19 protein-coding genes are annotated in these 22,777 nt (G+C 59.6%); 2 read left to right on the top strand and 17 right to left on the bottom strand.

What is annotated here, in order from left to right:
• Positions 1–4 precede the first annotated feature (4 nt).
• The 16 genes from nuoH to ACYZUD_RS12180 form a co-directional block, all read right to left on the bottom strand.
• Entirely contained in the window at positions 5–1,012 is a 1,008-nt protein-coding gene (gene nuoH, locus ACYZUD_RS12255; RefSeq protein WP_462024237.1) for an NADH-quinone oxidoreductase subunit NuoH, read from the bottom strand.
• Entirely contained in the window at positions 1,009–3,723 is a 2,715-nt protein-coding gene (gene nuoG / locus ACYZUD_RS12250; RefSeq protein ID WP_462024236.1) for an NADH-quinone oxidoreductase subunit NuoG, read from the bottom strand. Before nuoG ends, nuoH begins: the two co-directional genes overlap by 4 nt.
• Positions 3,724–3,861: 138 nt before the next feature.
• The gene (gene nuoF / locus ACYZUD_RS12245; RefSeq protein ID WP_150746608.1) at positions 3,862–5,217 is read right to left on the bottom strand and encodes an NADH-quinone oxidoreductase subunit NuoF; all 1,356 of its coding nucleotides are present in this window, start codon (positions 5,215–5,217) and stop codon (positions 3,862–3,864) included.
• A complete protein-coding gene (nuoE, locus tag ACYZUD_RS12240; protein ID WP_008146039.1) occupies positions 5,214–5,711 on the bottom strand; it encodes an NADH-quinone oxidoreductase subunit NuoE in 498 nt (165 codons plus the stop codon). The genes nuoF and nuoE overlap by 4 nt, the downstream gene beginning before the upstream one ends.
• 2 nt (positions 5,712–5,713) lie before the next feature.
• Positions 5,714–7,498 (bottom strand): NADH-quinone oxidoreductase subunit C/D, encoded by a 1,785-nt coding sequence (nuoC, locus tag ACYZUD_RS12235; protein WP_462024235.1) that lies wholly within the window; start codon positions 7,496–7,498, stop codon positions 5,714–5,716.
• 72 nt (positions 7,499–7,570) lie between these two features.
• Complete coding sequence (locus tag ACYZUD_RS12230) at positions 7,571–8,245, bottom strand: NuoB/complex I 20 kDa subunit family protein (RefSeq protein WP_008146035.1); 675 nt, start codon at positions 8,243–8,245, stop codon at positions 7,571–7,573.
• Between the two features lie 10 nt (positions 8,246–8,255).
• Complete coding sequence (locus tag ACYZUD_RS12225) at positions 8,256–8,669, bottom strand: NADH-quinone oxidoreductase subunit A (RefSeq protein ID WP_027616013.1); 414 nt, start codon at positions 8,667–8,669, stop codon at positions 8,256–8,258.
• 588 nt (positions 8,670–9,257) lie between these two features.
• Positions 9,258–10,583, bottom strand: a complete 1,326-nt coding sequence (gene aceA / locus ACYZUD_RS12220) for an isocitrate lyase (RefSeq protein ID WP_053121621.1) — start codon at positions 10,581–10,583, stop codon at positions 9,258–9,260.
• Between the two features lie 499 nt (positions 10,584–11,082).
• A complete protein-coding gene (locus ACYZUD_RS12215) occupies positions 11,083–11,844 on the bottom strand; it encodes a secretin N-terminal domain-containing protein (RefSeq protein ID WP_462024234.1) in 762 nt (253 codons plus the stop codon).
• Between the two features lie 320 nt (positions 11,845–12,164).
• The gene (locus ACYZUD_RS12210) at positions 12,165–12,590 is read right to left on the bottom strand and encodes a GNAT family N-acetyltransferase (protein WP_462024233.1); all 426 of its coding nucleotides are present in this window, start codon (positions 12,588–12,590) and stop codon (positions 12,165–12,167) included.
• Positions 12,583–13,752, bottom strand: a complete 1,170-nt coding sequence (locus tag ACYZUD_RS12205) for a ribosomal protein uL16 3-hydroxylase (protein ID WP_462024232.1) — start codon at positions 13,750–13,752, stop codon at positions 12,583–12,585. Before ACYZUD_RS12205 ends, ACYZUD_RS12210 begins: the two co-directional genes overlap by 8 nt.
• 86 nt (positions 13,753–13,838) lie before the next feature.
• The gene (purB, locus tag ACYZUD_RS12200; RefSeq protein WP_462024231.1) at positions 13,839–15,209 is read right to left on the bottom strand and encodes an adenylosuccinate lyase; all 1,371 of its coding nucleotides are present in this window, start codon (positions 15,207–15,209) and stop codon (positions 13,839–13,841) included.
• Positions 15,210–15,335: 126 nt separating this feature from the next.
• Complete coding sequence (gene hflD / locus ACYZUD_RS12195; protein ID WP_017339598.1) at positions 15,336–15,959, bottom strand: high frequency lysogenization protein HflD; 624 nt, start codon at positions 15,957–15,959, stop codon at positions 15,336–15,338.
• Positions 15,956–17,101, bottom strand: coding sequence for a tRNA 2-thiouridine(34) synthase MnmA (mnmA, locus tag ACYZUD_RS12190; RefSeq protein WP_462024230.1), 1,146 nt, complete (start codon positions 17,099–17,101; stop codon positions 15,956–15,958). Before mnmA ends, hflD begins: the two co-directional genes overlap by 4 nt.
• Positions 17,102–17,160: 59 nt before the next feature.
• Positions 17,161–17,607: an NUDIX hydrolase gene (locus tag ACYZUD_RS12185; protein ID WP_462024229.1), complete on the bottom strand. Its 447-nt coding sequence runs from the start codon at positions 17,605–17,607 to the stop codon at positions 17,161–17,163.
• A gap of 229 nt (positions 17,608–17,836) precedes the next feature.
• Positions 17,837–20,062: an NADP-dependent isocitrate dehydrogenase gene (locus tag ACYZUD_RS12180; protein WP_462024228.1), complete on the bottom strand. Its 2,226-nt coding sequence runs from the start codon at positions 20,060–20,062 to the stop codon at positions 17,837–17,839.
• A 509-nt stretch (positions 20,063–20,571) separates the two neighbouring features.
• On the opposite strand from ACYZUD_RS12180, the gene icd reads away from it, so the two are divergent.
• Complete coding sequence (gene icd, locus ACYZUD_RS12175; protein ID WP_462024227.1) at positions 20,572–21,828, top strand: NADP-dependent isocitrate dehydrogenase; 1,257 nt, start codon at positions 20,572–20,574, stop codon at positions 21,826–21,828.
• A gap of 82 nt (positions 21,829–21,910) precedes the next feature.
• On the opposite strand, the gene cspD is transcribed toward icd, so the two are convergent.
• Positions 21,911–22,177 (bottom strand): cold shock domain-containing protein CspD, encoded by a 267-nt coding sequence (gene cspD / locus ACYZUD_RS12170; RefSeq protein ID WP_462024226.1) that lies wholly within the window; start codon positions 22,175–22,177, stop codon positions 21,911–21,913.
• A 225-nt stretch (positions 22,178–22,402) separates the two neighbouring features.
• Between cspD and clpS the strand changes: the two genes are divergently transcribed.
• Positions 22,403–22,765 (top strand): ATP-dependent Clp protease adapter ClpS, encoded by a 363-nt coding sequence (clpS, locus tag ACYZUD_RS12165; protein ID WP_015094394.1) that lies wholly within the window; start codon positions 22,403–22,405, stop codon positions 22,763–22,765.
• Positions 22,766–22,777 lie beyond the last annotated feature (12 nt).

Below are 22,777 nucleotides of genomic sequence, written 5' to 3'. Positions count from 1 at the left end.
ATCCTCACTGAGCCGCGACGGCGGGCGTGCTGAGCAACACGATCGCAGCGGTCACCAGCATGTTGACGAGGGTCAGCGGCAGGCAGAACTTCCAGCTGAAATCCATCACTTGGTCATACCGTGGGCGCGGGATCGAGGCGCGCAGCAGGATGAAGAACATGATGAAGAACGCGGTTTTCAGTGCAAACCAGATGAACGGGATCTGCGGCAGAATGCCGAACGGACCGTGCCAGCCACCGAAGAACAAGGTCACCAGCAGCGCCGAAATCAGCACGATGCCGATGTACTCACCAACGAAGAACATGCCCCATTTCATGCCGGCGTATTCAATGTGGTAACCGTCGGCCAGTTCCTGTTCCGCTTCCGGCTGGTCGAACGGGTGACGGTGAGTCACGGCGACGCCAGCGATGAAGAAGGTCAGGAAACCGAAGATCTGCGGAATGACGAACCACAGGTTCTGCGCTTGATACTCGACGATGTCGCGCATGTTGAACGAGCCGACCTGGATCACGATGCCCATCAGCGACAGGCCCATGAACACTTCGTACGACACGGTTTGCGCCGAGGCCCGCAAGCTGCCCAACAGGGCGAACTTGTTGTTGCTCGACCAGCCGGCGAACAGCACCGCGTAGACCGACAGACCGGCCATGGCGAAGAAGAACAGGATGCCGATGTTGATATCCGCCACGCCCCAGGTCGGGGTGATCGGGATGATTGCGAAGGCAATCAGCAAGGCGCTCATGGCCACGACCGGCGCCAGGGTGAAGATCACCTTGTCGGCGAACGGCGGGGTCCAGTCTTCCTTGAAGAACATCTTGATCATGTCGGCCGCGATCTGGAACGCGCCGAACGGGCCGACGCGGTTCGGACCGTAACGGTCCTGCCAGAGGGCGAGCAAACGACGCTCGACCCAGCTCAGCAGCGCGCCGCACACCACCACGGCGAGCAGAATCACGATGGCCTTGAGGACCGCGATGATCACGTCAATCACTTCAGGCGTGAACCAGGTCATTGAGCTGCCTCCTGCAGACCGTCAACGGATTTGCCAAAGATCGCTGGCGGAATGCCAGCGATACCGGCCGGCAATGCGACCAGCCCGGCGCCCAGCTCTTCGTTGATGCGCAGCGGCAGACGCAGGGTCTGACCGGCCACGTTCAAGCTCAGCATGGCACCGTCATTGACGCCCAGGCGGTCGGCTTCGGATTTGGCCAAAGCGACGTAGGCGGCCGGGATGCGTTCCTGAACCGGTGCGGCTTTGGAAGAGTTCTCTTCGCTGCCGAACAGGTGGAAGAACGGCACAACCTGCCAGGTGCCCGGAGCCGGGTTGAATGCGCGCGGAACACTGGCGAACCAGTTCAGCGAATCACCGGTGCTTTCGATCAGGCGGGTGCCCGGGTCGCCAGCACGGATGTGACCACCGACTTCGTCCTGGAACTTGTTCCAGGCTTGCGGCGAGTTCCAGCCCGGAGACCAGGCGAATGGCACTTGCTGACGCGGTTCGACCGAGCCCGAGTAACCTTCCATGGAGAACGAGAACGCGGTGTCGTTATCCTGGGAAGTACGCGGTTCGTGCACGCTGATGTCGGCGCGCATGGCGGTACGACCCGAGTAACGCAGCGGTTCGCGCGCCAGTTTCAGGCCTTTGATGCGGAACGCGGCGGACGGCGCGGCATCAACGATGCGCGCCAGTTGCGGCGTGCTTGCAGCAACGGCAGCGGTGACGTGATCCAGTTGGGTCCAGTCGATCGGCTGATTCAGCAGGGTCGAGCGCAGGGCATGCAGCCAGCGCCAGCCTTCGTGAACCAGGATGCTGGCGTCGAGGTAAGTCGGGTCGAAGACCTGGAAGAAGCGCTGGGCGCGGCCTTCCTGGCTGACCAGCGTACCGTCGCCTTCAGCGAAGCTGGCGGCTGGCAGAACCAGGTGCGCGCGATCGCTGGTGGCGGTCTTCTGATGGTCGGCCACGATCACCACTTTCGCGGCGGTCAGGGCTGCATCGACCTTGGCTTTGTCGGTGCGGGTGTACAGATCGTTTTCCAGCACGACGATGGCGTCGGCCTTGCCGTCGATGACCGCTTGCAGGGCGGCGTCGACCGATTCGCCACCGAGCATGGCCAGGCCGAGGCTGTTGGCCTCTGGCACGATCAGGCTGATGGAACCGTTCTTCTCGCGCAGCTTCAGGGCCTTGGCGATGTTCGCCGCGGCTTCGATCAGCGCCTTGGAACCCAACGAGGTACCGGCGATGATCAATGGACGCTTGGCGGCGAGCAGGGCGTCGGCAATACGCTTGGCCAGCTCAAGGGCTTCGGCGTCCAGACCTTCAACGGCCGGTGCGCTGGCGTCGAGGGCGTGAGCCACGGCGAAACCGATGCGGGCCAGGTCGTCGGGCGCTGCGTGAACGCATTCTTCCGCGATGTCGTCGAGCTTGGTTTCAGCCAGGCTGGCGATGAACAGCGGGTTCAGTTCGTGCTGACCGATGTTCTTCACCGCGGCGTCGAGCCAAGGCTGAACGCGCATGGCATCGGCCATGTCTTCGGCCTTGCCCTTGACCGATTGACGCAGGGACAGCGCCATACGGGCGGCAGTCTGGGTCAGGTCTTCACCGAGGACGAAAATTGCGTCGTGGTCTTCGATGTCGCGCATGTTCGGGATTGGCAGCGGGCTGTCTTTCAGCACCTGCACGACCAGACGAATGCGTTCCAGCTCGGCGGCTTCGATACCGGAGTAGAAGTGCTCGGCGCCGACCAGTTCGCGCAACGCGTAGTTGCTTTCAAGGCTGGCACGGGGCGAACCGATACCGACGATGTTGCGACCGCGCAGCAGGTCGGCGGCTTTATCCAGTGCTTCGTCGAGCGTCAGTTGGGCGCCGTTGGCCAGCAGTGGCTGACGCGGGCGATCCTTGCGGTTGACGTAGCCGTAGCCGAAACGGCCGCGGTCGCACAGGAAGTACTGGTTCACCGAACCGTTGAAACGGTTTTCGATGCGACGCAGTTCACCGTAGCGCTCACCCGGGGAGATGTTGCAACCGCTGGAGCAGCCATGGCAGATGCTCGGCGAGAACTGCATGTCCCACTTGCGGTTGTAGCGCTCGGAGTGAGTCTTGTCGGTGAACACACCGGTCGGGCAGACCTCGGTGAGGTTGCCGGAGAACTCGCTTTCCAGGGTGCCGTCTTCAACGCGACCGAAGTACACGTTGTCGTGGGCGCCGAATACGCCGAGGTCGGTGCCGCCGGCGTAGTCCTTATAGAAGCGCACGCAGCGGTAGCAAGCGATGCAGCGGTTCATCTCGTGGGAAATGAACGGGCCCAGTTGCTGGTTCTGGTGAGTACGCTTGGTGAAGCGATAACGGCGCTCGTTGTGGCCGGTCATCACGGTCATGTCTTGCAGGTGGCAGTGACCGCCTTCCTCACAGACCGGGCAGTCGTGAGGGTGGTTGGTCATCAGCCATTCGACGACGCTGGCGCGAAACACTTTCGCTTCTTCGTCGTCGATGGAGATCCAGCTGCCGTCAGTGGCTGGCGTCATGCACGACATGACGATCCGACCACGCTTGTCGTTCTCGTCGGTGTACTGCTTGACCGCGCACTGGCGGCAGGCGCCAACGCTGCCAAGGGCGGGGTGCCAGCAGAAATAAGGGATATCGAGGCCTAGCGACAGACATGCCTGTAACAGGTTGTCTGCCCCATCGACTTCGAGCTCTTTGCCGTCTACGTGGATAGTGGCCATGGTTCAAAGTTCTTCGTTGGCCCGGTGTCAGCGGGCGTGGCTAATGGAATCTTGTTATTCGCGTGAATCAACACAGCCGCTTGCGGCGTCATCACACGAGAAGGCGAAGGGCACGGACCCTTCGCCTCTTTTAAGCGTTTACGCGCCGACTACGATCGGCCTTGCCAGAGGCGGGACGACGGCGCTGACAGGCGCGATGCCGGCTTCGAACTCATGGCGGAAGTATTTGATTGCGCTGCCCAACGGCTCCACGGCGCCCGGTGCGTGAGCACAGAAGGTCTTGCCCGGACCGAGGAAACCGACCAGACCCAGCAGGGTCTCGATATCGCCGGCTTGTCCTTCACCGTTCTCGATCGCGCGCAGAAGCTTGACGCTCCACGGCAGACCGTCACGGCACGGGGTGCAGAAGCCGCAGGATTCACGGGAGAAGAACTCTTCCATGTTGCGCAGCAGGGAAACCATATTGACGCTGTCGTCCACCGCCATGGCCAGGCCGGTACCCATGCGGGTGCCCACTTTGGCGATGCCGCCGGCGTACATTTGTGCGTCGAGGTGTTCCGGCAACAGGAAACCGGTACCGGCGCCGCCTGGCTGCCAGCACTTGAGCTTGTAACCGTCGCGCATGCCGCCGGCGTAGTCTTCGAACAACTCGCGACCGGTGACGCCGAACGGCAATTCCCACAGGCCCGGGTTCTTGACCTTGCCGGAGAAGCCCATGAGCTTGGTGCCCATGTCTTCGCTGCCTTCGCGGGCCAACGATTTGTACCAGTCCACGCCGTCGGCAATGATCGCCGGCACGTTGCACAGGGTTTCAACGTTGTTCACGCAGGTCGGCTTGCCCCACACGCCAACGGCGGCAGGGAAGGGCGGCTTGGAGCGCGGGTTGGCGCGGCGGCCTTCGAGGGAGTTGATCAGTGCGGTTTCTTCACCGCAGATGTAACGCCCGGCGCCGGTATGGACGAACAGCTCGAAATCGAAGCCGCTGCCCAGGATGTTCTTGCCCAAGAGGCCCGCTGCCTTGGCTTCTTCCACGGCACGGTTGAGGTGCTTGGCGGCGGTGGTGTATTCGCCACGCAGGAAGATGTAGCCACGGTAGGTTTTCAGCGCGCGAGCACTGATCAGCATGCCTTCGATCAGCAGATGGGGCAGTTGCTCCATCAGCATGCGGTCTTTCCAGGTGTTCGGCTCCATTTCATCCGCGTTGCACAGCAGGTAGCGGATGTTGATGGATTCGTCTTTTGGCATCAGGCCCCACTTCACCCCCGTGGGGAAGCCGGCACCGCCGCGACCTTTAAGGCCTGCGTCTTTCACGGTCTGGACGATGTCGTCCTGAGCCATGTCGGCGAAGGCTTTGCGCGCAGCCGCGTAACCGTTCTTGGCCTGGTACTCGTCGAGCCAGACAGCTTCGCCGTCGTCACGCAGACGCCAGGTGAGCGGGTGAGTCTCGGCCGAACGCTTGATGCGGTTGGCAGGACCGAAGGAAGTCAGGGTCATACGTAGCCCTCGAGCAATTTGGCAACGCCGGCAGGCTGCACATCACCGAAAGTGTCGTCGTCGATCATCAACGCCGGCGCCTTGTCGCAGTTGCCGAGGCAGCAGACCGGCAGCAGGGTGAAACGACCGTCGGCGGTGGTCTGACCCAGGCCGATGCCCAGATTGCTCTGGATTTCGCTGACAACCGATTCATGGCCGCCGATGTAGCAGACCATGCTGTCGCAGACGCGAATGATGTGGCGGCCAACCGGCTGACGGAAGATCTGGCTATAGAAAGTAGCCACCCCTTCAACGTCGCTGGCCGGGATGCCGAGGATCTCGCCGATGGCGTAGAGCGCGCCGTCAGGCACCCAGCCACGTTCCTTCTGGACGATCTTCAGGGCTTCGATCGACGCCGCGCGCGGGTCTTCGTAGTGATGCAGCTCGTGCTCGATGGCCGAGCGCTCGGTTTCGCTCAGGGCGAAACGGTCTGTCTGGATAAGCGTGCTGTTCATGCTTAGCGGTCCACGTCGGCCATAACGAAATCGATACTACCCAGGTACGCGATCAAGTCCGCGACCATGCTGCCTTTGATCACCGAAGGGATCTGCTGCAGGTGCGGGAAGCTTGGGGTGCGAATCCGGGTGCGGTAGCTCATGGTGCCGCCATCGCTCGTCAGGTAATAACTGTTGATGCCCTTGGTCGCTTCGATCATCTGGAAGGATTCGTTGGCCGGCATGACCGGGCCCCACGAAACTTGCAGGAAGTGCGTGATCAGGGTCTCGATGTGCTGCAGCGTGCGTTCTTTCGGCGGCGGCGTGGTCAGCGGGTGATCCGCCTTGTACGGGCCTTCCGGCATGTTGCGCATGCACTGCTCGATGATCTTCAGGCTCTGGCGCATTTCTTCGACGCGCACGATGCAACGGTCGTAGGCATCGCCATTGACCGCCAGCGGCACTTCGAATTCGAAGTTCTCGTAACCGGAGTACGGGCGAGCCTTGCGCAGGTCGAAGTCGCAACCGGTCGAACGCAGGCCGGCACCGGTGACGCCCCATTCCAGGGCTTCTTTGGTGTTGTAGGCGGCGACGCCGATGGTCCGGCCACGCAGGATGCTGTTGTCCAGGGCGGCTTTCTGGTATTCGTCCAGACGCTTTGGCATCCACTCGACGAAGTCTTTCACCAGTTTTTCCCAGCCGCGTGGCAGGTCGTGGGCGACGCCGCCGATGCGGTACCAGGCCGGGTGCAGACGGAAACCGGTAATGGCCTCGATCACCGTGTACGCCTTCTGGCGGTCGGTGAAGGTGAAGAACACCGGAGTCATGGCGCCGACGTCCTGGATGTAAGTTCCCAGGAACAGCAAGTGGCTGGTGATCCGGAAGAACTCGGCCATCATGATGCGGATGACGTCGACCTTCTCGGGCACCTTGATGCCGGCCAGCTTCTCGACCGAGAGCACGTACGGCAGGTTGTTCATCACGCCGCCGAGGTAGTCGATACGGTCGGTGTACGGAATGAAGCTGTGCCAGGACTGACGCTCGGCCATCTTCTCGGCGCCACGGTGGTGGTAACCGACGTCCGGCACGCAGTCGACGATCTCTTCACCGTCCAGCTGCAGGATGATGCGGAACGCACCGTGCGCAGAAGGGTGGTTAGGGCCGAGGTTGAGGAACATGTAGTCCTCGTTCGCACCGGAACGCTTCATGCCCCAGTCTTCAGGCTTGAAGCGCGCGGCTTCTTCCTCAAGCTGTTGCTTGGCCAGCGTCAGGCTGAACGGGTCGAACTCGGTGGCACGGGCCGGGAAGTCCTTGCGCAGCGGGTGACCTTCCCAGGTCGGCGGCATCATGATGCGGGTCAGGTGCGGGTGACCGGCAAAGTTGATGCCGTACATGTCCCACACTTCACGCTCGTACCAGTTGGCGTTCGGCCAGATGCCGGTAACGGTCGGCACGCTGAGGTCGCTCTCGGACAAGGCGACCTTGATCATGACGTCACTATTACGTTCGATCGACATCAAGTGATAGAACACAGTGAAGTCGGCGCCACTTGGCAGCCCTTGACGCTTGGTGCGCAGACGCTCGTCCACGCCGTGCAGGTCATAGAGCATGACGTACGGCTTGGGCAGGTTGCGCAGGAAGGTCATTACTTCGACGAGTTTGGCGCGGGCAACCCAAAGCACCGGCATGCCGGTGCGGGTAGGCTGGGCGGTGAACGCCTCGGGGCCAAAACGGTTGTTCAGTTCGACGACCACATCCTGGTCGTCTGCCTTATAAGGCGGGATGTACAGAGCACTGCCTGTAGTCATGGTTATTTATCGCTTTCGGTCAACGTAAAGAATGAAGCCAGTTTCTCGTTCTATTAAAGAAGCAGATCTGGATCAGACTTCGTCGGGGCTGCGCAGGTTGGTGACTGCGATTCGCTGTTCGCGGCGCTGTTCCTTTTGCGAAGGCATCTCGGCGCGGTACACGCCTTGATCGCCGACGACCCAGGAAAGCGGACGACGCTCCTGTCCAATCGACTCCTGCAAAAGCATCAAGCCTTGCAGAAAAGCTTCAGGGCGGGGCGGGCAGCCAGGCACGTAGACGTCCACGGGCAGGAACTTGTCTACCCCTTGAACGACGGAGTAGATGTCGTACATGCCACCGGAGTTGGCGCACGAACCCATGGAGATGACCCATTTAGGTTCGAGCATTTGCTCGTAGAGACGCTGAATGATCGGCGCCATCTTGATGAAGCAGGTACCGGCGATAACCATGAAATCCGCCTGACGCGGCGATGCCCGGATAACTTCGGCGCCAAAGCGCGCGATGTCGTGGGGCGCCGTGAAGGCGGTGGTCATTTCCACGTAGCAGCACGAAAGACCGAAGTTATACGGCCACAGGGAGTTCTTGCGCCCCCAGTTGATCGTGCCGTTAAGCACGTCTTCGAGCTTGCCCATGAAAATGTTTTTGTGGACTTGATCTTCTAACGGATCGGAAACGGTTTCCCGTTCGCCAATCGGATACTGCTCGTTAGGAGCATCGGGGTCGATCCTGGTGAGATTGTATTGCATTGCCAAAGCCTCATTGTTTCAGCTTCGCTTGCCGCTTGCGCCGAGCTTCCGGAGCCCAGTCAAGGGCGCCCACTCGGAATAGGTAGACAAGACCTGCCAACAGAATTGCTATGAAAACGAGAGCTTCGACGAATCCGGTCCAGCCGCTTTCGCGGACGGACACAGACCAGGCAAAGAGAAAAAGGGCTTCGATATCGAAGATCACGAAGAGCATCGCGACCAGATAGAATTTGGCTGAGAGCCGCAAGCGGGCGCCACCTGTAGGTAGCATGCCGGACTCGAACGGTTCGTTTTTGCTGCGGCCCCAGGCTTTTGACCCGAGGAGGGCGGAGACGCCGAGCATGAAGGCGCAAAGGCCGACGACGCCCAGAAGGAAAATGGCAAAGCCCCAGTTGTGGGCCATGAGTCCTGTCGCTTCGGGCATGCTGGTAATCCTTAACAGAGAGCAAAGGTCTCTGAGCTTGAAAAGAAACAAAGCAGTGACGATATGTCGCAGCAATCAATCCCGCTGATTTTATGGCACAACTCCGTGCAAGTAAAATTCCTATAGCGAAATTATTTACAGGAATAAGGACATAGCGTACCTCCAAAGTCCCGCAGCCCATGCGTTGCGGGCATTAGCCGGCATTTCATCAATTATGTTTTGTAGGGAATGTAACGAACATAGTTGCGGCTAAATGATAATCAATATTGTTTGGGTTGGTTTTTAAACTGGTTAACGGGTGAGTGGCTGGGAAGTTGTCTTATATGCGCGTTACTGCAAGTAGCGAGCGGGGTCGTTTTACCCTTTTTTCCTGATCGGGAAAATGCTCTGGATCAAGGTTTTTCCCCAGACTGCCGCCGACCCCTGTAGGAGCAGGCGAGTGAAACGAGGCTGCTCCTACAGGGAGGGGTGGTCGTTGGTAAATTGTGGGCAAAAAAAACGCCCCGAACCAGTCGGGGCGTCAGATGTGCGGCGTTGCGGTTAGCTTTTTATTCGGTCCGCAACGGCCGTTTGTTCAGGCGAAGCAGATCAGTGGAACTGTTCTTCTTCGGTCGAACCGGTCAGCGCGGTCACCGACGACGTGCCGCCCTGAATCACGGTGGTCATGTCGTCGAAGTAGCCGGTGCCCACTTCCTGCTGGTGAGCCACGAAGGTGTAACCCTTGGCGGCGTCAGCGAACTCTTGCTCTTGCAGTTTCACGTAGGCAGTCATGTCGTTGCGGGCGTAGTCGTGCGCCAGGTTGAACATGCTGTGCCACATGTTGTGAATGCCGGCCAGGGTAATGAACTGGTGCTTGTAACCCATGGCGGACAGTTCGCGCTGGAACTTGGCGATGGTCGCGTCGTCCAGGTTTTTCTTCCAGTTGAAGGAAGGCGAGCAGTTGTACGACAGCAGTTGGTCCGGGTATTCCTTTTTGATCGCTTCAGCGAAGCGACGAGCCTCGTCCAGATCCGGCTTGGCGGTTTCGCACCAGATCAGGTCGGCGTACGGAGCGTAAGCCAGGCCGCGAGCGATCGCCTGGTCCAGGCCGGCGCGCACTTTGTAGAAGCCTTCCTGGGTACGTTCGCCAGTCACGAATGGCTGGTCGTACGGGTCGCAATCGGAAGTCAGCAGGTCTGCCGCGTTAGCGTCGGTACGGGCCAGGATGATGGTCGGAGTACCGGCAACGTCAGCCGCCAGGCGGGCAGCGGTCAGCTTCTGTACAGCTTCCTGGGTAGGAACCAGTACTTTGCCGCCCATGTGGCCGCATTTTTTCACGGAAGCCAGTTGGTCTTCGAAGTGAACGCCGGCGGCGCCTGCCTCGATCATGCTCTTCATCAGTTCGTAAGCGTTCAGTACGCCACCGAAACCGGCTTCGGCGTCAGCCACGATCGGAGCGAAGTAGTCGATGTAACCTTCGTCGCCCGGGCCTTTGCCGGCTTTCCACTGGATCTGGTCAGCACGACGGAACGAGTTGTTGATGCGCTTGACCACGGTTGGAACCGAATCCACCGGGTACAGCGACTGGTCCGGGTACATCGATTCGGCGGAGTTGTTGTCCGCAGCCACTTGCCAGCCCGACAGGTAGATCGCCTGGATACCGGCCTTGACTTGTTGTACAGCCTGGCCGCCGGTCAGGGCGCCCATGCAGTTGACGAAATCTTTCTCAGGACGGAAGGACGGCTTGGCACCCTGGGTTACCAGGTTCCAGAGCTTCTCGGCGCCCAATTTTGCAAAGGTGTGCTCAGGTTGAACCGAGCCACGCAGGCGGACGACGTCAGCAGCGGAGTAAGCGCGTGTCACGCCTTTCCAGCGTGGGTTTTCAGCCCAATCTTTTTCGAGGGCTGCAATTTGCTGTTCGCGTGTCAGTGCCATGGAGATAAACCTCGTCGCATAGGTCTGGGGTGGAAAATTCCTGCTCCTGCCAAATACGCATATTAGAGAGGCGTAAAAGGCTGCTCGCTGACCAGAAGCTTAGGTGGTCAAGTCGGATTCGGCGGGGATGGCGACGGGATGAACGATGGGCTCGAGGGGAAGTGAGCAGGTAAGGGCGAACTGGCGAGCGCATTCGGGCGTCGTGGGCCTTTATACAAACTTCAGTGTGGTGCCGGGTTACCTAAATACGCTTCCGTCCCTCGGGACAACTTCGTTCCAGTCGACAACCTCGTCAAACACACCTTATGGGCGGTACAGACACGAAGCGGCTCGCGGGGTAGGTGCGAACGGCGCCTCGAAGGCCCTTGCCAGGGCCCCTGATTAGCGGGAGCGAGGCCATCATGCCTTTGCTTTTTTGTATCGTCAAACGTTTTGTAGTGCTTTTTTTGCGCCACTACATCTTTGGTCTAATACGACTAATCAGTCAGTTTTCGGTGGTTTAGTCCAAAGTATCGACCTTGACCCGCAACGTCATGTCATCCCGGCCCTGAGTCGAGTAGCTGCGGGTTACGCCCTGTTTGTCGGCCTGGGTCTGACGATTTGCACCGGCCAGGGTGATCCATTCGCCCAGGCGTCCCGTGACGGTTGTGTCGGTACTCTGCACGTTCACTACATCGGGACGTTCCTGGCTCATGCGGTCACGGTTGGTACTGATCGCCAGGTGAACGATGTCGCCGGTGACGCTGGCGGTGACGTAGAAGCCTTGGGTGACGTTGCGGTATTCGGTCTGGCTGCGCAGGTCGCCGTAGGAGTCGGTCTGAGTGCTCGTGAGCGGAACGCTCTGGCCGACCTGGATCAGTGCCGGCGCGCCTTCGCTGGCCTGGATCTGCTGAATGCCGCCGTCGCGGCTTTCGGTGCTGCGATTGATGATTCGGGTCTGGCTCGGTTTGGCACCGTTCACGGAGTAGCCCTGGTCGTCCTGAAAGTTGTTTTCGTTGGTGTCGACGGTGATCAGCAGGCGTTTTGGTTTGGTATCAAGTTGCGCGATAAGGGCTTTAAGTTCGTCGATCTTGCGTTGCTCGGCATTGACGATCAGCTGGTTGCCGTAGGCGCTGACCTGGCCGTCCTTGCCGATAAAGTCCTGCGCCATCGGCAACATGTCGGCACTGGTGTGGTAGTTGAGCGGCACGATCTCGGTGGCGGCCATGACCGAAAAACTGCAGGTCAACAGCAGCGTGGTGAGCAGGGTGCGTAGGGACATATCCGTTATCTCCGACTTTGTGGTGTATGTAGGAGCGAGCTTGCTCGCGATGAATTTGAACGCGACGCGTTTTTCCAGGTGGGGCGCGTCATGGTTGACGCTCATCGCGAGCAAGCTCGCTCCTACAGGTGTTGATATTGCCAGTTTGTCGGCCTGGGGTGGGGCAAGTTGAATCGTAGACAGCAAAACGCCCCGGCATCCGGAGATGGCGGGGCGTTTTGTGGTGTTCTTGAGGCCGCTATCGCGAGCAGGCTCGCTCCCACAGGGAAATGCATTCCAATTGTGGGAGCGAGCCTGCTCGCGATGGCCGCGCCGCGGTCTCAAGCCGAATGACGCACCATGTCCACATGCGGAATCCCTGCTTCCAGGAACTCCTCGCTGACCATGCTAAAACCCAGGCGCTCATAGAACGCCGTGGCCTGCACTTGTGCGCTGAGCATCTGCTGCTTCAGCCCGCGCTTCTCGGCTTCGCTGATCACCGCTTGCATCAGCGCGTCGCCAACCTTCAAGCCGCGCCAGTCTTTCAGCACCGACACCCGGCCAACATGCCCGTCGGGCAACAGGCGGGCAGTGCCAATCGGAAAGTCGCCTTCGAAGGCCAGGAAATGCACCGCTGTTGCGTCATCGGCATCCCATTCCAGTTCAGGCGGAACGGACTGCTCGGCGACGAACACCGTCTCACGAATGCGCCGGATCTCGGCGTTATCCTTTTGCCAGTCTGCGACACGTACGTGAATTTTATTCATCAGCAAACCCCAGGCTTCCTTGCTTGATCAGCTCACACAGCAGACCGCGGCCGTCTTCGTCGCTCAGCCAGTCGCCAAGATTGTCGACGTGCAGGGCGTCAGCGGCGCAAATCAGCTTCAGCAGTTCGCGCAGCTTGCCCGGCAGGTAACGGCTCTGGCCACTGGCGAACAGCAGCAGGTCGTCATCGACTTCGGACCAGGCCATGCGTGCGCTCGGGTTGCGAATCAGCACCGCGCCTTGTTCCAGGCTGGCGAGCAGGTCTTCTTCTTCGATGTCTTCCGGGCCCACCACCAGTTCCGGGTAGCGCGGCTCGGTCATGAACTGGCCGAACCAGGTCAGCAGCAGGCGCTCGTCGCTCATGTGCTCGGCCAGCAACGCTTTCAGGCGATCAAGGGCGTCGTGCTGGATCTGGTGCGGATCGACCGCAGGCAGGGCGTCGGCGTCGGTATAGCGCTCTTCGTCCGGCAGGAACTGGCTGAGGAAGTCGGTGAAATGGGTCAGCACTTCAGCGGCGCTCGGTGCGCGGAAACCGACGGAGTAAGTCATGCAATCGTCGATGGCCACACCCCAGTGGGCCAGGCGTGGCGGCAGATAAAGCATGTCGCCCGGTTCCAGCACCCATTCAGCCGTTTCTTCGAAATCAGCGAGGATACGCAGGTCGGCATGCTGCAGCAGCGGGCTCTCGGAGTCGCACATCTGGCCGATTTTCCAGTTGCGCTTGCCGTGGCCTTGCAGCAGGAACACATCGTAGTTATCGAAGTGCGGACCGACACTGCCACCCGGGGCGGCGAAGCTGATCATCACGTCGTCGATGCGCCAGCTCGGCAGGAAGCGGAAGTTTTCCAGCAGCTCGGCGACTTCCGGTACGAATTGGTCGACGGCTTGAACCAGCAAGGTCCATTCGCGTTCCGGCAACTTGCTGAATTCGTCTTCGGCAAACGGGCCGCGGCGCAATTCCCAAGGGCGCTCGCCGTGCTCGATCAGCAGGCGCGATTCGACTTCTTCTTCCAGCGCCAGGCCGGCCAGTTCGTCGGCGTCGATCGGGCTTTCGAAATCAGGAATTGCCTGACGGATCAGCAGCGGTTTTTTCTGCCAGTAGTCGCGCAGGAATTCGCGCGCCGTGATGCCGCCCAGAAGTTGAAGAGGAATATCAGGATTCATGTGTAACCTATTGAAAAAAAGCACTTTTCATACGGGAATAAAAACGCCCGGCGCTGCCGGGCGTCTCAAACGGGTAAAGCGGTCGATCAGATGCGTTTGGCTTGCTCTACAGCGTTGCCGATGTAGTTCGCCGGGGTGAGCAGTTTCAGCTCGGCCTTGGCGGCGGCTGGCATGTCCAGGCCGTCGATGAAAGTTTGCAGTGCTTCAGGGCTGATGCCCTTGCCACGGGTCAACTCTTTCAGCTTCTCGTACGGGTTTTCGATGTTGTAGCGACGCATCACGGTCTGGATCGGCTCGGCCAATACTTCCCAGCACGCGTCCAGGTCAGCAGCGATCTTCTGAGCGTTGAGCTCCAGTTTGCTGATGCCTTTGAGGCTCGCTTCGTACGCGATCACGCTGTGGGCGAAACCGACACCGAGGTTACGCAGGACGGTGGAGTCGGTCAGGTCGCGCTGCCAGCGGGAGATCGGCAGCTTGCTTGCCAGGTGCTGGAACAGTGCGTTGGCGATGCCCAGGTTGCCTTCGGAGTTTTCGAAGTCGATCGGGTTGACCTTGTGCGGCATGGTCGACGAACCGATTTCGCCAGCGATGGTGCGCTGTTTGAAATACCCCAGGGAGATGTAGCCCCAGATGTCGCGGTCGAAGTCGATCAGGATGGTGTTGAAACGTGCGATCGCGTCGAACAGCTCGGCAATGTAGTCGTGCGGTTCGATCTGCGTGGTGTACGGGTTGAAGCCCAGGCCCAGTTCGTCTTCGATGAAGGCACGGGCGTTTTCTTCCCAGTCGATCTCAGGGTAGGCCGACAGGTGGGCGTTGTAGTTGCCGACGGCGCCGTTGATCTTGCCCAGCAGCGGAACGGTAGCGACCTGAGCGATTTGACGCTCCAGACGGTAAACCACGTTTGCCAGTTCTTTGCCCAGGGTGGTCGGCGAGGCCGGTTGACCGTGGGTGCGCGACAGCATCGGCACGTCAGCGAAACGGATGGCCAGTTCGCGAATGGCTTCGGCAGTCTGGCGCATCAGCGGCAGCATCACGTCATCACGGCCTTCACGCAGCATCAGGGCGTGGGACAGGTTGTTGATGTCCTCGCTGGTGCAGGCGAAGTGGATGAACTCGCTGACGGCAGCCAGTTCCGGCAGCTTCGCCGCTTGCTCTTTGAGCAGGTATTCAATGGCTTTGACGTCGTGGTTGGTGGTGCGCTCGATCTCTTTGACACGCTCGGCGTGCTCCAGGGAGAAGTTTTCCGCCAGGGTGTTCAGCACAGCGCTGGCTTCGGCGGAGAACGCCGGCACTTCGCTGATGGCAGGGTGAGCGGCCAGGCGCTGGAGCCAGCGCACTTCAACCAGAACGCGAGCACGGATCAGACCGTATTCGCTGAAAATTGGGCGCAGGGCCTGGGTTTTGCCGGCGTAGCGGCCGTCAACAGGGGAAACCGCAGTGAGCGAAGAAAGCTGCATGGGGTGTTCTCGGACAGTCGGGCAACGAAATGGGGCGCGTATCATACATGAAAAAATCCGCCGGTCCGTTGCCAACTGACCAGCGTCTTACGCGTTACAAATTACACAAGGTCTTGCGGGCGCGGTTCAGCTGCTGCGCATCAGCGGGTAAAGCTCTTTAAGCAACTTGCGACGGCTGACCACCAGCTGCCAGCGATGACCGCCCAACTGCCGCCACAGGCGCGCCGAGCGAATCCCGGCCAGCAACAGGGCACGGATTTTCGAAGCGTTGCTCGGTTGCTGCAGGTTGCGCATGTCGCCGTGCACCTGAATCCGTTGGCGCAGGGTGCTCAAGGTGTCCTGGTACAGCGCGCCGCAGGCGGCAATCACATTTTCGTGCGCCGGGCCGAAGTGCTCGACCTGGGACTGGATCTGGGGCAGGCGCTTGCCGATCACGTCCAGCATGTCGCCACGCTTGGCCAGCTGACGCTCCAGCCCCAGCATCGCCAAGGCGTAACGCAGCGGCTCGCGCTGAAGGGTGCTCGGGTCGCGCTCAAGGGCGCCGATCAATGCGCGATAGCCTTCACGCAGATTGATGTCGTCGCCGCCGTAGACTTCCAGGGTGTCCTTGGGGTCGCGAATCAGCAGACTGCCGAGCATGCACGTCAGGCCAGCTTCGGTGGTCTGGCCGGTCTTGGCGATCTTGTCGACCAGCACGGCGGCGAGAAACACACCGCCCAGCGCCGTCAGTTGTTCCTGAGTCGGGCTCATTGCTGCTCGCCTTGAGGAGTGCCCTTGCTCGTCCACGGTTCGGCCATTTCGATCACGCCGCCGCCGAGGCAGATTTCGCCGTCATAAAACACCACGGACTGGCCCGGGGTGACCGCGCGTTGCGGGTCATCGAAGGTCGCGCGGTAGCCGGTGGCGGTCTTTTCCAGCGTACAAGGCTGATCGCTCTGGCGATAACGGACTTTGGCGGTCAGCTTGCGCGGTTCGGTCAAGTCGATCGGGTTGACCCAATAGATGTCCGAGGCGAGCAGGGCGCGGGAGAACAGATACGGATGATCATTGCCCTGGCCAACGATCAGCTCGTTGTGCTCCAGGTCCTTGATCAGCACGTACCAAGGCTCGTCGCCGGCGTCTTTCAAGCCGCCGATGCCCAGGCCCTGGCGCTGGCCGATGGTGTGGTACATCAAGCCGTGGTGACGGCCGATGACTTCACCTTCGGTGGTCTTGATCTCGCCGGGCTGGGCCGGCAGGTACTGCTTGAGGAAGTCGCTGAAGCGACGTTCGCCGATAAAGCAGATCCCGGTGGAATCTTTTTTCTTTGCCGTGGCCAGATCGTGTTTCTCGGCAATCGCGCGCACTTCGGGTTTTTCCAGCTCGCCGACCGGGAACAGGGTCTTGGCGATCTGTTCGCCGCCGACAGCGTGCAGGAAATAGCTCTGGTCCTTGTTCGGGTCCAGGCCCTTGAGCAATTCGGTACGGCCATCGATATCGCGGCGGCGCACGTAGTGGCCGGTGGCAATCAGGTCGGCGCCGAGCATCATGGCGTAGTCGAGGAACGCCTTGAACTTGATCTCGCGGTTGCACAGGATGTCCGGGTTCGGCGTGCGACCGGCCTTGTATTCGGCCAGGAAGTGCTCGAACACGTTGTCCCAGTACTCGGCGGCGAAGTTGGCGGTGTGCAGCTTGATGCCAATCTTGTCGCACACGGCCTGGGCGTCCGCCAGGTCATCCATGGCGGTGCAGTATTCCGTTCCATCGTCTTCTTCCCAGTTCTTCATGAACAGGCCTTCCACCTCATAACCCTGCTCGATCAGCAGGAGAGCGGAAACGGAAGAGTCCACGCCGCCGGACATGCCGACAATGACGCGCTTCTTTTGTGTGTCAGAAGGGGCTGGATCACGCATAGGGATTCAATGAGTGTCTTGAAAAAGGACGCGATTCTAACAGGCCGCAGCCCACAAGGCTAAAGAGAAGGGCGGATCAGTTCGAGTCCGAAGTGTTGGCCGTCCAGATAATCATCGATACAGCGGATGATCAGCTCACTGCGCCAGTTTGCGCGCTGTTCCAGCAGTTCGTCACGCGTCAGCCATTTTGCGCCGACGATGCCGTCGTCCAGTTGATAGTCGGGGTGATGCTTGACCGGTTTGGCGGTGAAGCAGACTCGCTGATAGGTCACGCCGTTGCTGGGGGCGGTGTAGAGGTAGATGCCCACCACGCCGGTCGGCTCGACGTCCCAGCCGGTTTCCTCGAGGGTTTCGCGTACGGTGGCGTCGATCAGGGTTTCGTCGGGGTCGAGGTGGCCGGCGGGTTGGTTGAGAACCGTTCGTCCGTGCTTGAGTTCTTCGACCATCAGGAAGCGGCCGTTGTCTTCGACGATAGTGGCGACGGTGATGTGGGGTAGCCAGTCCATGAAGCTTCCTCGATTTCAGGTGCGCAAAGATTTCAATGTGGGAGCCGGCCCTTGTGGGAGCGAGCCTGCTCGCGATAGCGGCCGGTCAGGCAAAATCAATGTTGAATGATATACCGCTATCGCGAGCAGGCTCGCTCCCACAGGGGCGGATGCCTACAGATAATTATGTGTGAAACCCACAAACAGAAACCCCGGCACTTGGCCGGGGCTTCTTTGCATCCTTACAACCTTAAACCAGCGCAGCGATCGCGGCGTTGAAGGTGTTGCTCGGGCGCATGGCCTTGCTGATCAGCTCGGCATTGGCGTGGTAGTAACCGCCGATGTCCACTGGCTTGCCCTGAACGGCGTTGAGCTCGGCAACGATGGTTGCTTCGTTCTCGGTCAGGGTCTTGGCCAGTTGGCCGAATTGCGCTTGCAGTGCAGCGTCTTCGGTCTGGGCGGCCAGGGCCTGGGCCCAGTACAGCGCCAGGTAGAAGTGGCTGCCGCGGTTGTCGATGTTGCCGACTTTGCGCGATGGCGACTTGTTGTTGTCCAGGAACTGGCCGGTGGCCTGGTCCAGGGTTTTGGCCAGCACCAGCGCCTTCGGGTTGTTGTAAGTCACTCCCAGGTGCTCAAGGGAAGCGGCCAGGGCCAGGAACTCACCCAGTGAATCCCAGCGCAGGAAGTTTTCTTCCAGCAGCTGTTGAACGTGCTTCGGTGCCGAACCGCCAGCGCCGGTTTCGAACAGACCGCCGCCATTCATCAGCGGAACGATCGACAGCATCTTGGCACTGGTGCCCAGCTCCATGATCGGGAACAGGTCGGTCAGGTAGTCGCGCAATACGTTGCCGGTCACCGAGATGGTGTCGAGGCCGGAGCGAGTGCGGCCCAGGGTGAAGGCCATCGCGTCGACGGGCGACATGATGCGGATGTCCAGGCCCGAAGTGTCGTGATCCTTCAGGTAGGCCTGAACTTTCTCGATCACTACACCGTCGTGGGCGCGCATTGGGTCCAGCCAGAAAATCGCTGGCGTTGCGCTTGCGCGAGCACGGTTGACGGCCAGTTTGACCCAGTCCTGGATCGGCGCGTCTTTGGTCTGGCACATGCGGAAGATGTCGCCGGCTTCAACCGACTGTTCCAGCAGGGTGCGGCCAGCGCTGTCGGAAACCCGAACCACGCCGTCGGCCTTGATCTGGAACGTCTTGTCGTGGGAGCCGTACTCTTCGGCTTTTTTCGCCATCAGGCCAACGTTTGGCACGCTGCCCATGGTGGTTGGATCGAAAGCGCCGTGCAGCTTGCAGTCTTCGATCACCGCCTGGTAGATGGTGGCGTAGCAGCGATCCGGGATCACAGCCTTGGTGTCGTGCAACTGGCCGTCGGTGCCCCACATCTTGCCGGAGTCACGGATCATCGCCGGCATCGAGGCGTCGACGATAACGTCGCTCGGCACGTGCAGGTTGGTGATGCCTTTGTCGGAGTTGACCATGGCCAACGACGGACGAGCGGCGTAGACCGCCTGGATGTCCGCTTCGATCGCGGCTTGCTGCTCGGCAGGCAAGGCCTTGATGCGAGCGTACAGGTCGCCGATGCCATTGTTCAGGTTGAAGCCGATCTGTGCCAGCACGTCAGCGTGCTTGGCCAGTGCGTCTTTATAGAACTCGGCAACGATCTGGCCGAACATGATCGGGTCGGAGACTTTCATCATGGTGGCTTTCAAGTGAACCGACAGCAGCACGCCTTTGGCTTTGGCGTCTTCGATCTCGGCCGCGATGAAGCTGCGCAGCGCGTTTTTGCTCAATACGGCGCAATCGAGGATCTCACCGGCTTGCACGGTGGTTTTTTCTTTCAGGACGGTGGTGGTGCCGTCTTGAGCGATCAGTTCGATTTTGACGGCGTCAGCGGCGTCGATCAGGGCGGCTTTTTCGCTGCCATAGAAATCGCCGGTGCTCATGTGCGCGACGTGGGACTTGGAGTCTTTGGCCCAGGCGCCCATTTTGTGCGGGTGCTTGCGGGCGTAGTTCTTGACCGACAGCGGGGCACGACGATCGGAGTTGCCTTCGCGCAGGACCGGGTTCACGGCGCTGCCCTTGATCTTGTCGTAACGCGACTTGGCGAGCTTGTCGGCGTCGCTGGTCACGGTTTCCGGGTAGTCCGGCAGTGCGAAGCCTTGAGCTTGCAGCTCTTTGATCGCGGCCTGCAGTTGCGGAACCGAGGCGCTGATGTTCGGCAACTTGATGATGTTGGCTTCAGGCGTAACGGCCAGGTCGCCCAGTTCGGCGAGGTGGTCGGCTACGGCTTTGTCACCCAATTGCTCGGGGAAGCTGGCCAGGATGCGCCCTGCAAGAGAGATATCGCGGGTTTCAACGGCGATATCAGCCGAGGCGGTAAAGGCCTCTACGATAGGCAACAGTGAATAGGTGGCGAGGGCGGGAGCTTCGTCGGTGAAGGTATAGATGATCTTCGAGCGGGTGGGCATATTCGGATTAACTCTCTCTTCTTTGCTAAAGCGTGCGCAGAAAAACTCGAGGGGCGCCGGGTAAGCGCGTTCGTTCAAAGTCATCCATGAGCCGAATGTCGAGATTTCTTCGCGGTGATGTTGGGTGCATCAGTCGAGCGTCAAGCGGGTGGACTGCGGTAACAGTCCTGCTTTCAGGCCCAAAGTCCTCGGCTACTTATTCAGTTGCAGGAGAGGTCGGCCGTCGTGACTCTGTGGTCAGCGGGCGGCATTATACATAGGTAGCTGGCAATCTGCCGATGGTTCATACGCAACGATTGTCGTCCATTGGTCTAAAGGTCGCAGGGGCGAGGGGGGCGTAGAGTCTTGCACCGTGCTTGAGTTTGGCGCTTTTCCCTTTGCTTTCAGGCTTGTACGTCGCGAACTGTGCAGCTTTGCGGCAGATGGATGGAACATAGGGTTTGCGTGCCGATTTAACTGGGGTACGCTCGAACGAAGCCAGATGTTCAATCCAAACAATGGAGTTCAGCATGGGATACAAGAAGATTCAGGTTCCAGCCGTCGGCGACAAAATCACCGTCAACGCGGACCATTCTCTCAATGTTCCTAACAACCCGATCATCCCCTTCATCGAAGGCGATGGCATTGGCGTTGATATCAGCCCGGTCATGATCAAGGTTGTCGATGCTGCTGTTAAGAAGGCTTACGGCGGCGAGCGCAAAATTTCCTGGATGGAAGTCTACGCCGGGGAAAAAGCGACTCAGGTTTACGATCAGGACACCTGGCTACCTCAGGAAACCCTGGACGCGGTCAAGGATTACGTGGTTTCCATCAAGGGCCCTCTGACCACGCCGGTCGGCGGCGGCATCCGTTCCCTGAACGTGGCCCTGCGTCAGCAACTCGACCTTTATGTCTGCCTGCGCCCGGTGCGCTGGTTCGAAGGCGTGCCTAGCCCGGTCAAGAAACCAGGCGACGTCGACATGACCATCTTCCGCGAAAACTCGGAAGACATTTATGCCGGTATCGAATGGAAAGCCGGTTCGCCGGAAGCGACCAAGATCATCAAGTTCCTTAAAGATGAAATGGGCGTCACCAAGATCCGTTTCGACGAAAACTGCGGTATCGGCATCAAGCCGGTTTCCCTGCAAGGCACCAAGCGCCTGGCGCGCAAGGCATTGCAGTATGTGGTCGACAACGACCGCGACTCGCTGACCATCGTGCACAAAGGCAACATCATGAAGTTCACCGAAGGTGCCTTCAAGGAGTGGGCCTACGAAGTGGCGGCTGAAGAATTCGGCGCGACCCTGCTCGACGGCGGTCCGTGGATGCAGTTCAAGAACCCGAAAACCGGCAAGAACGTCATCGTCAAGGATGCCATCGCCGATGCCATGCTCCAGCAGATCCTGCTGCGCCCGGCCGAGTACGATGTCATCGCGACCCTGAACCTGAACGGCGACTACCTCTCCGACGCCCTGGCGGCGGAAGTGGGCGGTATCGGTATCGCGCCGGGTGCCAACCTGTCCGACACCATTGCGATGTTCGAAGCGACCCACGGTACTGCGCCGAAGTACGCCGGCAAGGACCAGGTCAACCCGGGTTCGCTGATCCTGTCCGCAGAGATGATGCTGCGCCACATGGGCTGGACCGAAGCCGCTGATCTGATCATCAAGGGCACCAATGGCGCGATTTCCGCCAAGACCGTGACCTATGACTTCGAACGTCTGATGGAAGGCGCGAAACTGCTGTCTTCTTCTGCGTTCGGTGATGCACTGATTTCGCACATGTAAGCGATTTCGGGCGTAACAAAAACCGCCCGGCTCAAGTGATTGAGTCGGGCGGTTTTTTTATGACTGGAGGATGGGTGCGAATTTAAGCTGTAACGGTTTGTTGCCCGGTCGGCGCGGCTACAGACTCGACGTCTTGAGGGGCGGCGATGTTCACGGCGTGCAGGCCTTTGGGTCCCTGGATGATCTCAAAGACCACAGCCTGGCCGGCTTTCAGGGTTTTATAACCGTCCATCCGGATGGCGGAGTAGTGGGCGAACAGGTCTTCGCTCTTGCCTTCCTCATTGATGAAGCCGTAGCCCTTGGCGTTATTGAACCACTTGACCTTGCCGCTGACCTTGACGCCTGACATACCCATATCCCTCTGCAACAGACTCCATCACTGGAGTATCATCCAGTTCATCCGCAGTCGAATCCTGTAAATAAGATTGACTCCGCGGACCTTTTTTACCCACTGTGGGCTCTATTGGTTGTAACACCGTTTTGCCGATAGTCAAGGTGACCAGGCAGTCGGAGTTGAAATCGTTGATAGCCGTCCCCACTACTGTATTCGCACAACTGACGAACCTTTCTTTCCATGCATGCAATCAGCCAGATTCGACTAACATTCAATCAGGATCGCCCTGATTTACACGACGACGATTCCGCAGGCATTGCTGTTCAGGAGGCTAAGCCTGCTTTACAGGCGCCGCCGATGTACAAGGTGGTTTTGTTCAATGATGACTACACACCGATGGATTTCGTCGTCGAAGTGCTCGAGGTGTTTTTTAACCTGAATCGCGAGCTGGCGACCAAGGTCATGCTGGCCGTCCACACAGAAGGACGGGCAGTATGTGGAGTGTTTACCCGCGACATCGCCGAGACCAAGGCCATGCAGGTCAACCAGTACGCCAGGGAAAGCCAGCATCCGCTACTCTGTGAAATCGAGAAGGACGGTTAATCGCCGGACACT

It is taken from the genome of Pseudomonas sp. XS1P51, from assembly GCF_054897845.1.
This window is presented reverse-complemented; position numbering and strand designations above follow the sequence as displayed.

What these genes read in the sequence shown, in the direction of transcription:
- ACYZUD_RS12180 (WP_462024228.1), bottom strand. Translation starts at nt 20,062, where the DNA reads ATGCCCACCCGCTCGAAGATCATCTATACCTTCACCGACGAAGCTCCC.
- ACYZUD_RS12215 (WP_462024234.1), bottom strand. Translation starts at nt 11,844, where the DNA reads ATGTCCCTACGCACCCTGCTCACCACGCTGCTGTTGACCTGCAGTTTT.
- ACYZUD_RS12185 (WP_462024229.1), bottom strand. Translation starts at nt 17,607, where the DNA reads ATGGACTGGCTACCCCACATCACCGTCGCCACTATCGTCGAAGACAAC.
- hflD (WP_017339598.1), bottom strand. Translation starts at nt 15,959, where the DNA reads ATGAGCCCGACTCAGGAACAACTGACGGCGCTGGGCGGTGTGTTTCTC.
- icd (WP_462024227.1), top strand. Translation starts at nt 20,572, where the DNA reads ATGGGATACAAGAAGATTCAGGTTCCAGCCGTCGGCGACAAAATCACC.
- nuoC (WP_462024235.1), bottom strand. Translation starts at nt 7,498, where the DNA reads ATGACTACAGGCAGTGCTCTGTACATCCCGCCTTATAAGGCAGACGAC.
- ACYZUD_RS12205 (WP_462024232.1), bottom strand. Translation starts at nt 13,752, where the DNA reads ATGAATCCTGATATTCCTCTTCAACTTCTGGGCGGCATCACGGCGCGC.
- nuoE (WP_008146039.1), bottom strand. Translation starts at nt 5,711, where the DNA reads ATGAACAGCACGCTTATCCAGACAGACCGTTTCGCCCTGAGCGAAACC.
- ACYZUD_RS12230 (WP_008146035.1), bottom strand. Translation starts at nt 8,245, where the DNA reads ATGCAATACAATCTCACCAGGATCGACCCCGATGCTCCTAACGAGCAG.
- aceA (WP_053121621.1), bottom strand. Translation starts at nt 10,583, where the DNA reads ATGGCACTGACACGCGAACAGCAAATTGCAGCCCTCGAAAAAGATTGG.
- mnmA (WP_462024230.1), bottom strand. Translation starts at nt 17,101, where the DNA reads ATGCGTGATCCAGCCCCTTCTGACACACAAAAGAAGCGCGTCATTGTC.
- ACYZUD_RS12225 (WP_027616013.1), bottom strand. Translation starts at nt 8,669, where the DNA reads ATGCCCGAAGCGACAGGACTCATGGCCCACAACTGGGGCTTTGCCATT.
- ACYZUD_RS12210 (WP_462024233.1), bottom strand. Translation starts at nt 12,590, where the DNA reads ATGAATAAAATTCACGTACGTGTCGCAGACTGGCAAAAGGATAACGCC.
- nuoH (WP_462024237.1), bottom strand. Translation starts at nt 1,012, where the DNA reads ATGACCTGGTTCACGCCTGAAGTGATTGACGTGATCATCGCGGTCCTC.
- purB (WP_462024231.1), bottom strand. Translation starts at nt 15,209, where the DNA reads ATGCAGCTTTCTTCGCTCACTGCGGTTTCCCCTGTTGACGGCCGCTAC.
- cspD (WP_462024226.1), bottom strand. Translation starts at nt 22,177, where the DNA reads ATGTCAGGCGTCAAGGTCAGCGGCAAGGTCAAGTGGTTCAATAACGCC.
- nuoG (WP_462024236.1), bottom strand. Translation starts at nt 3,723, where the DNA reads ATGGCCACTATCCACGTAGACGGCAAAGAGCTCGAAGTCGATGGGGCA.
- clpS (WP_015094394.1), top strand. Translation starts at nt 22,403, where the DNA reads ATGCATGCAATCAGCCAGATTCGACTAACATTCAATCAGGATCGCCCT.
- nuoF (WP_150746608.1), bottom strand. Translation starts at nt 5,217, where the DNA reads ATGACCCTGACTTCCTTCGGTCCTGCCAACCGCATCAAGCGTTCGGCC.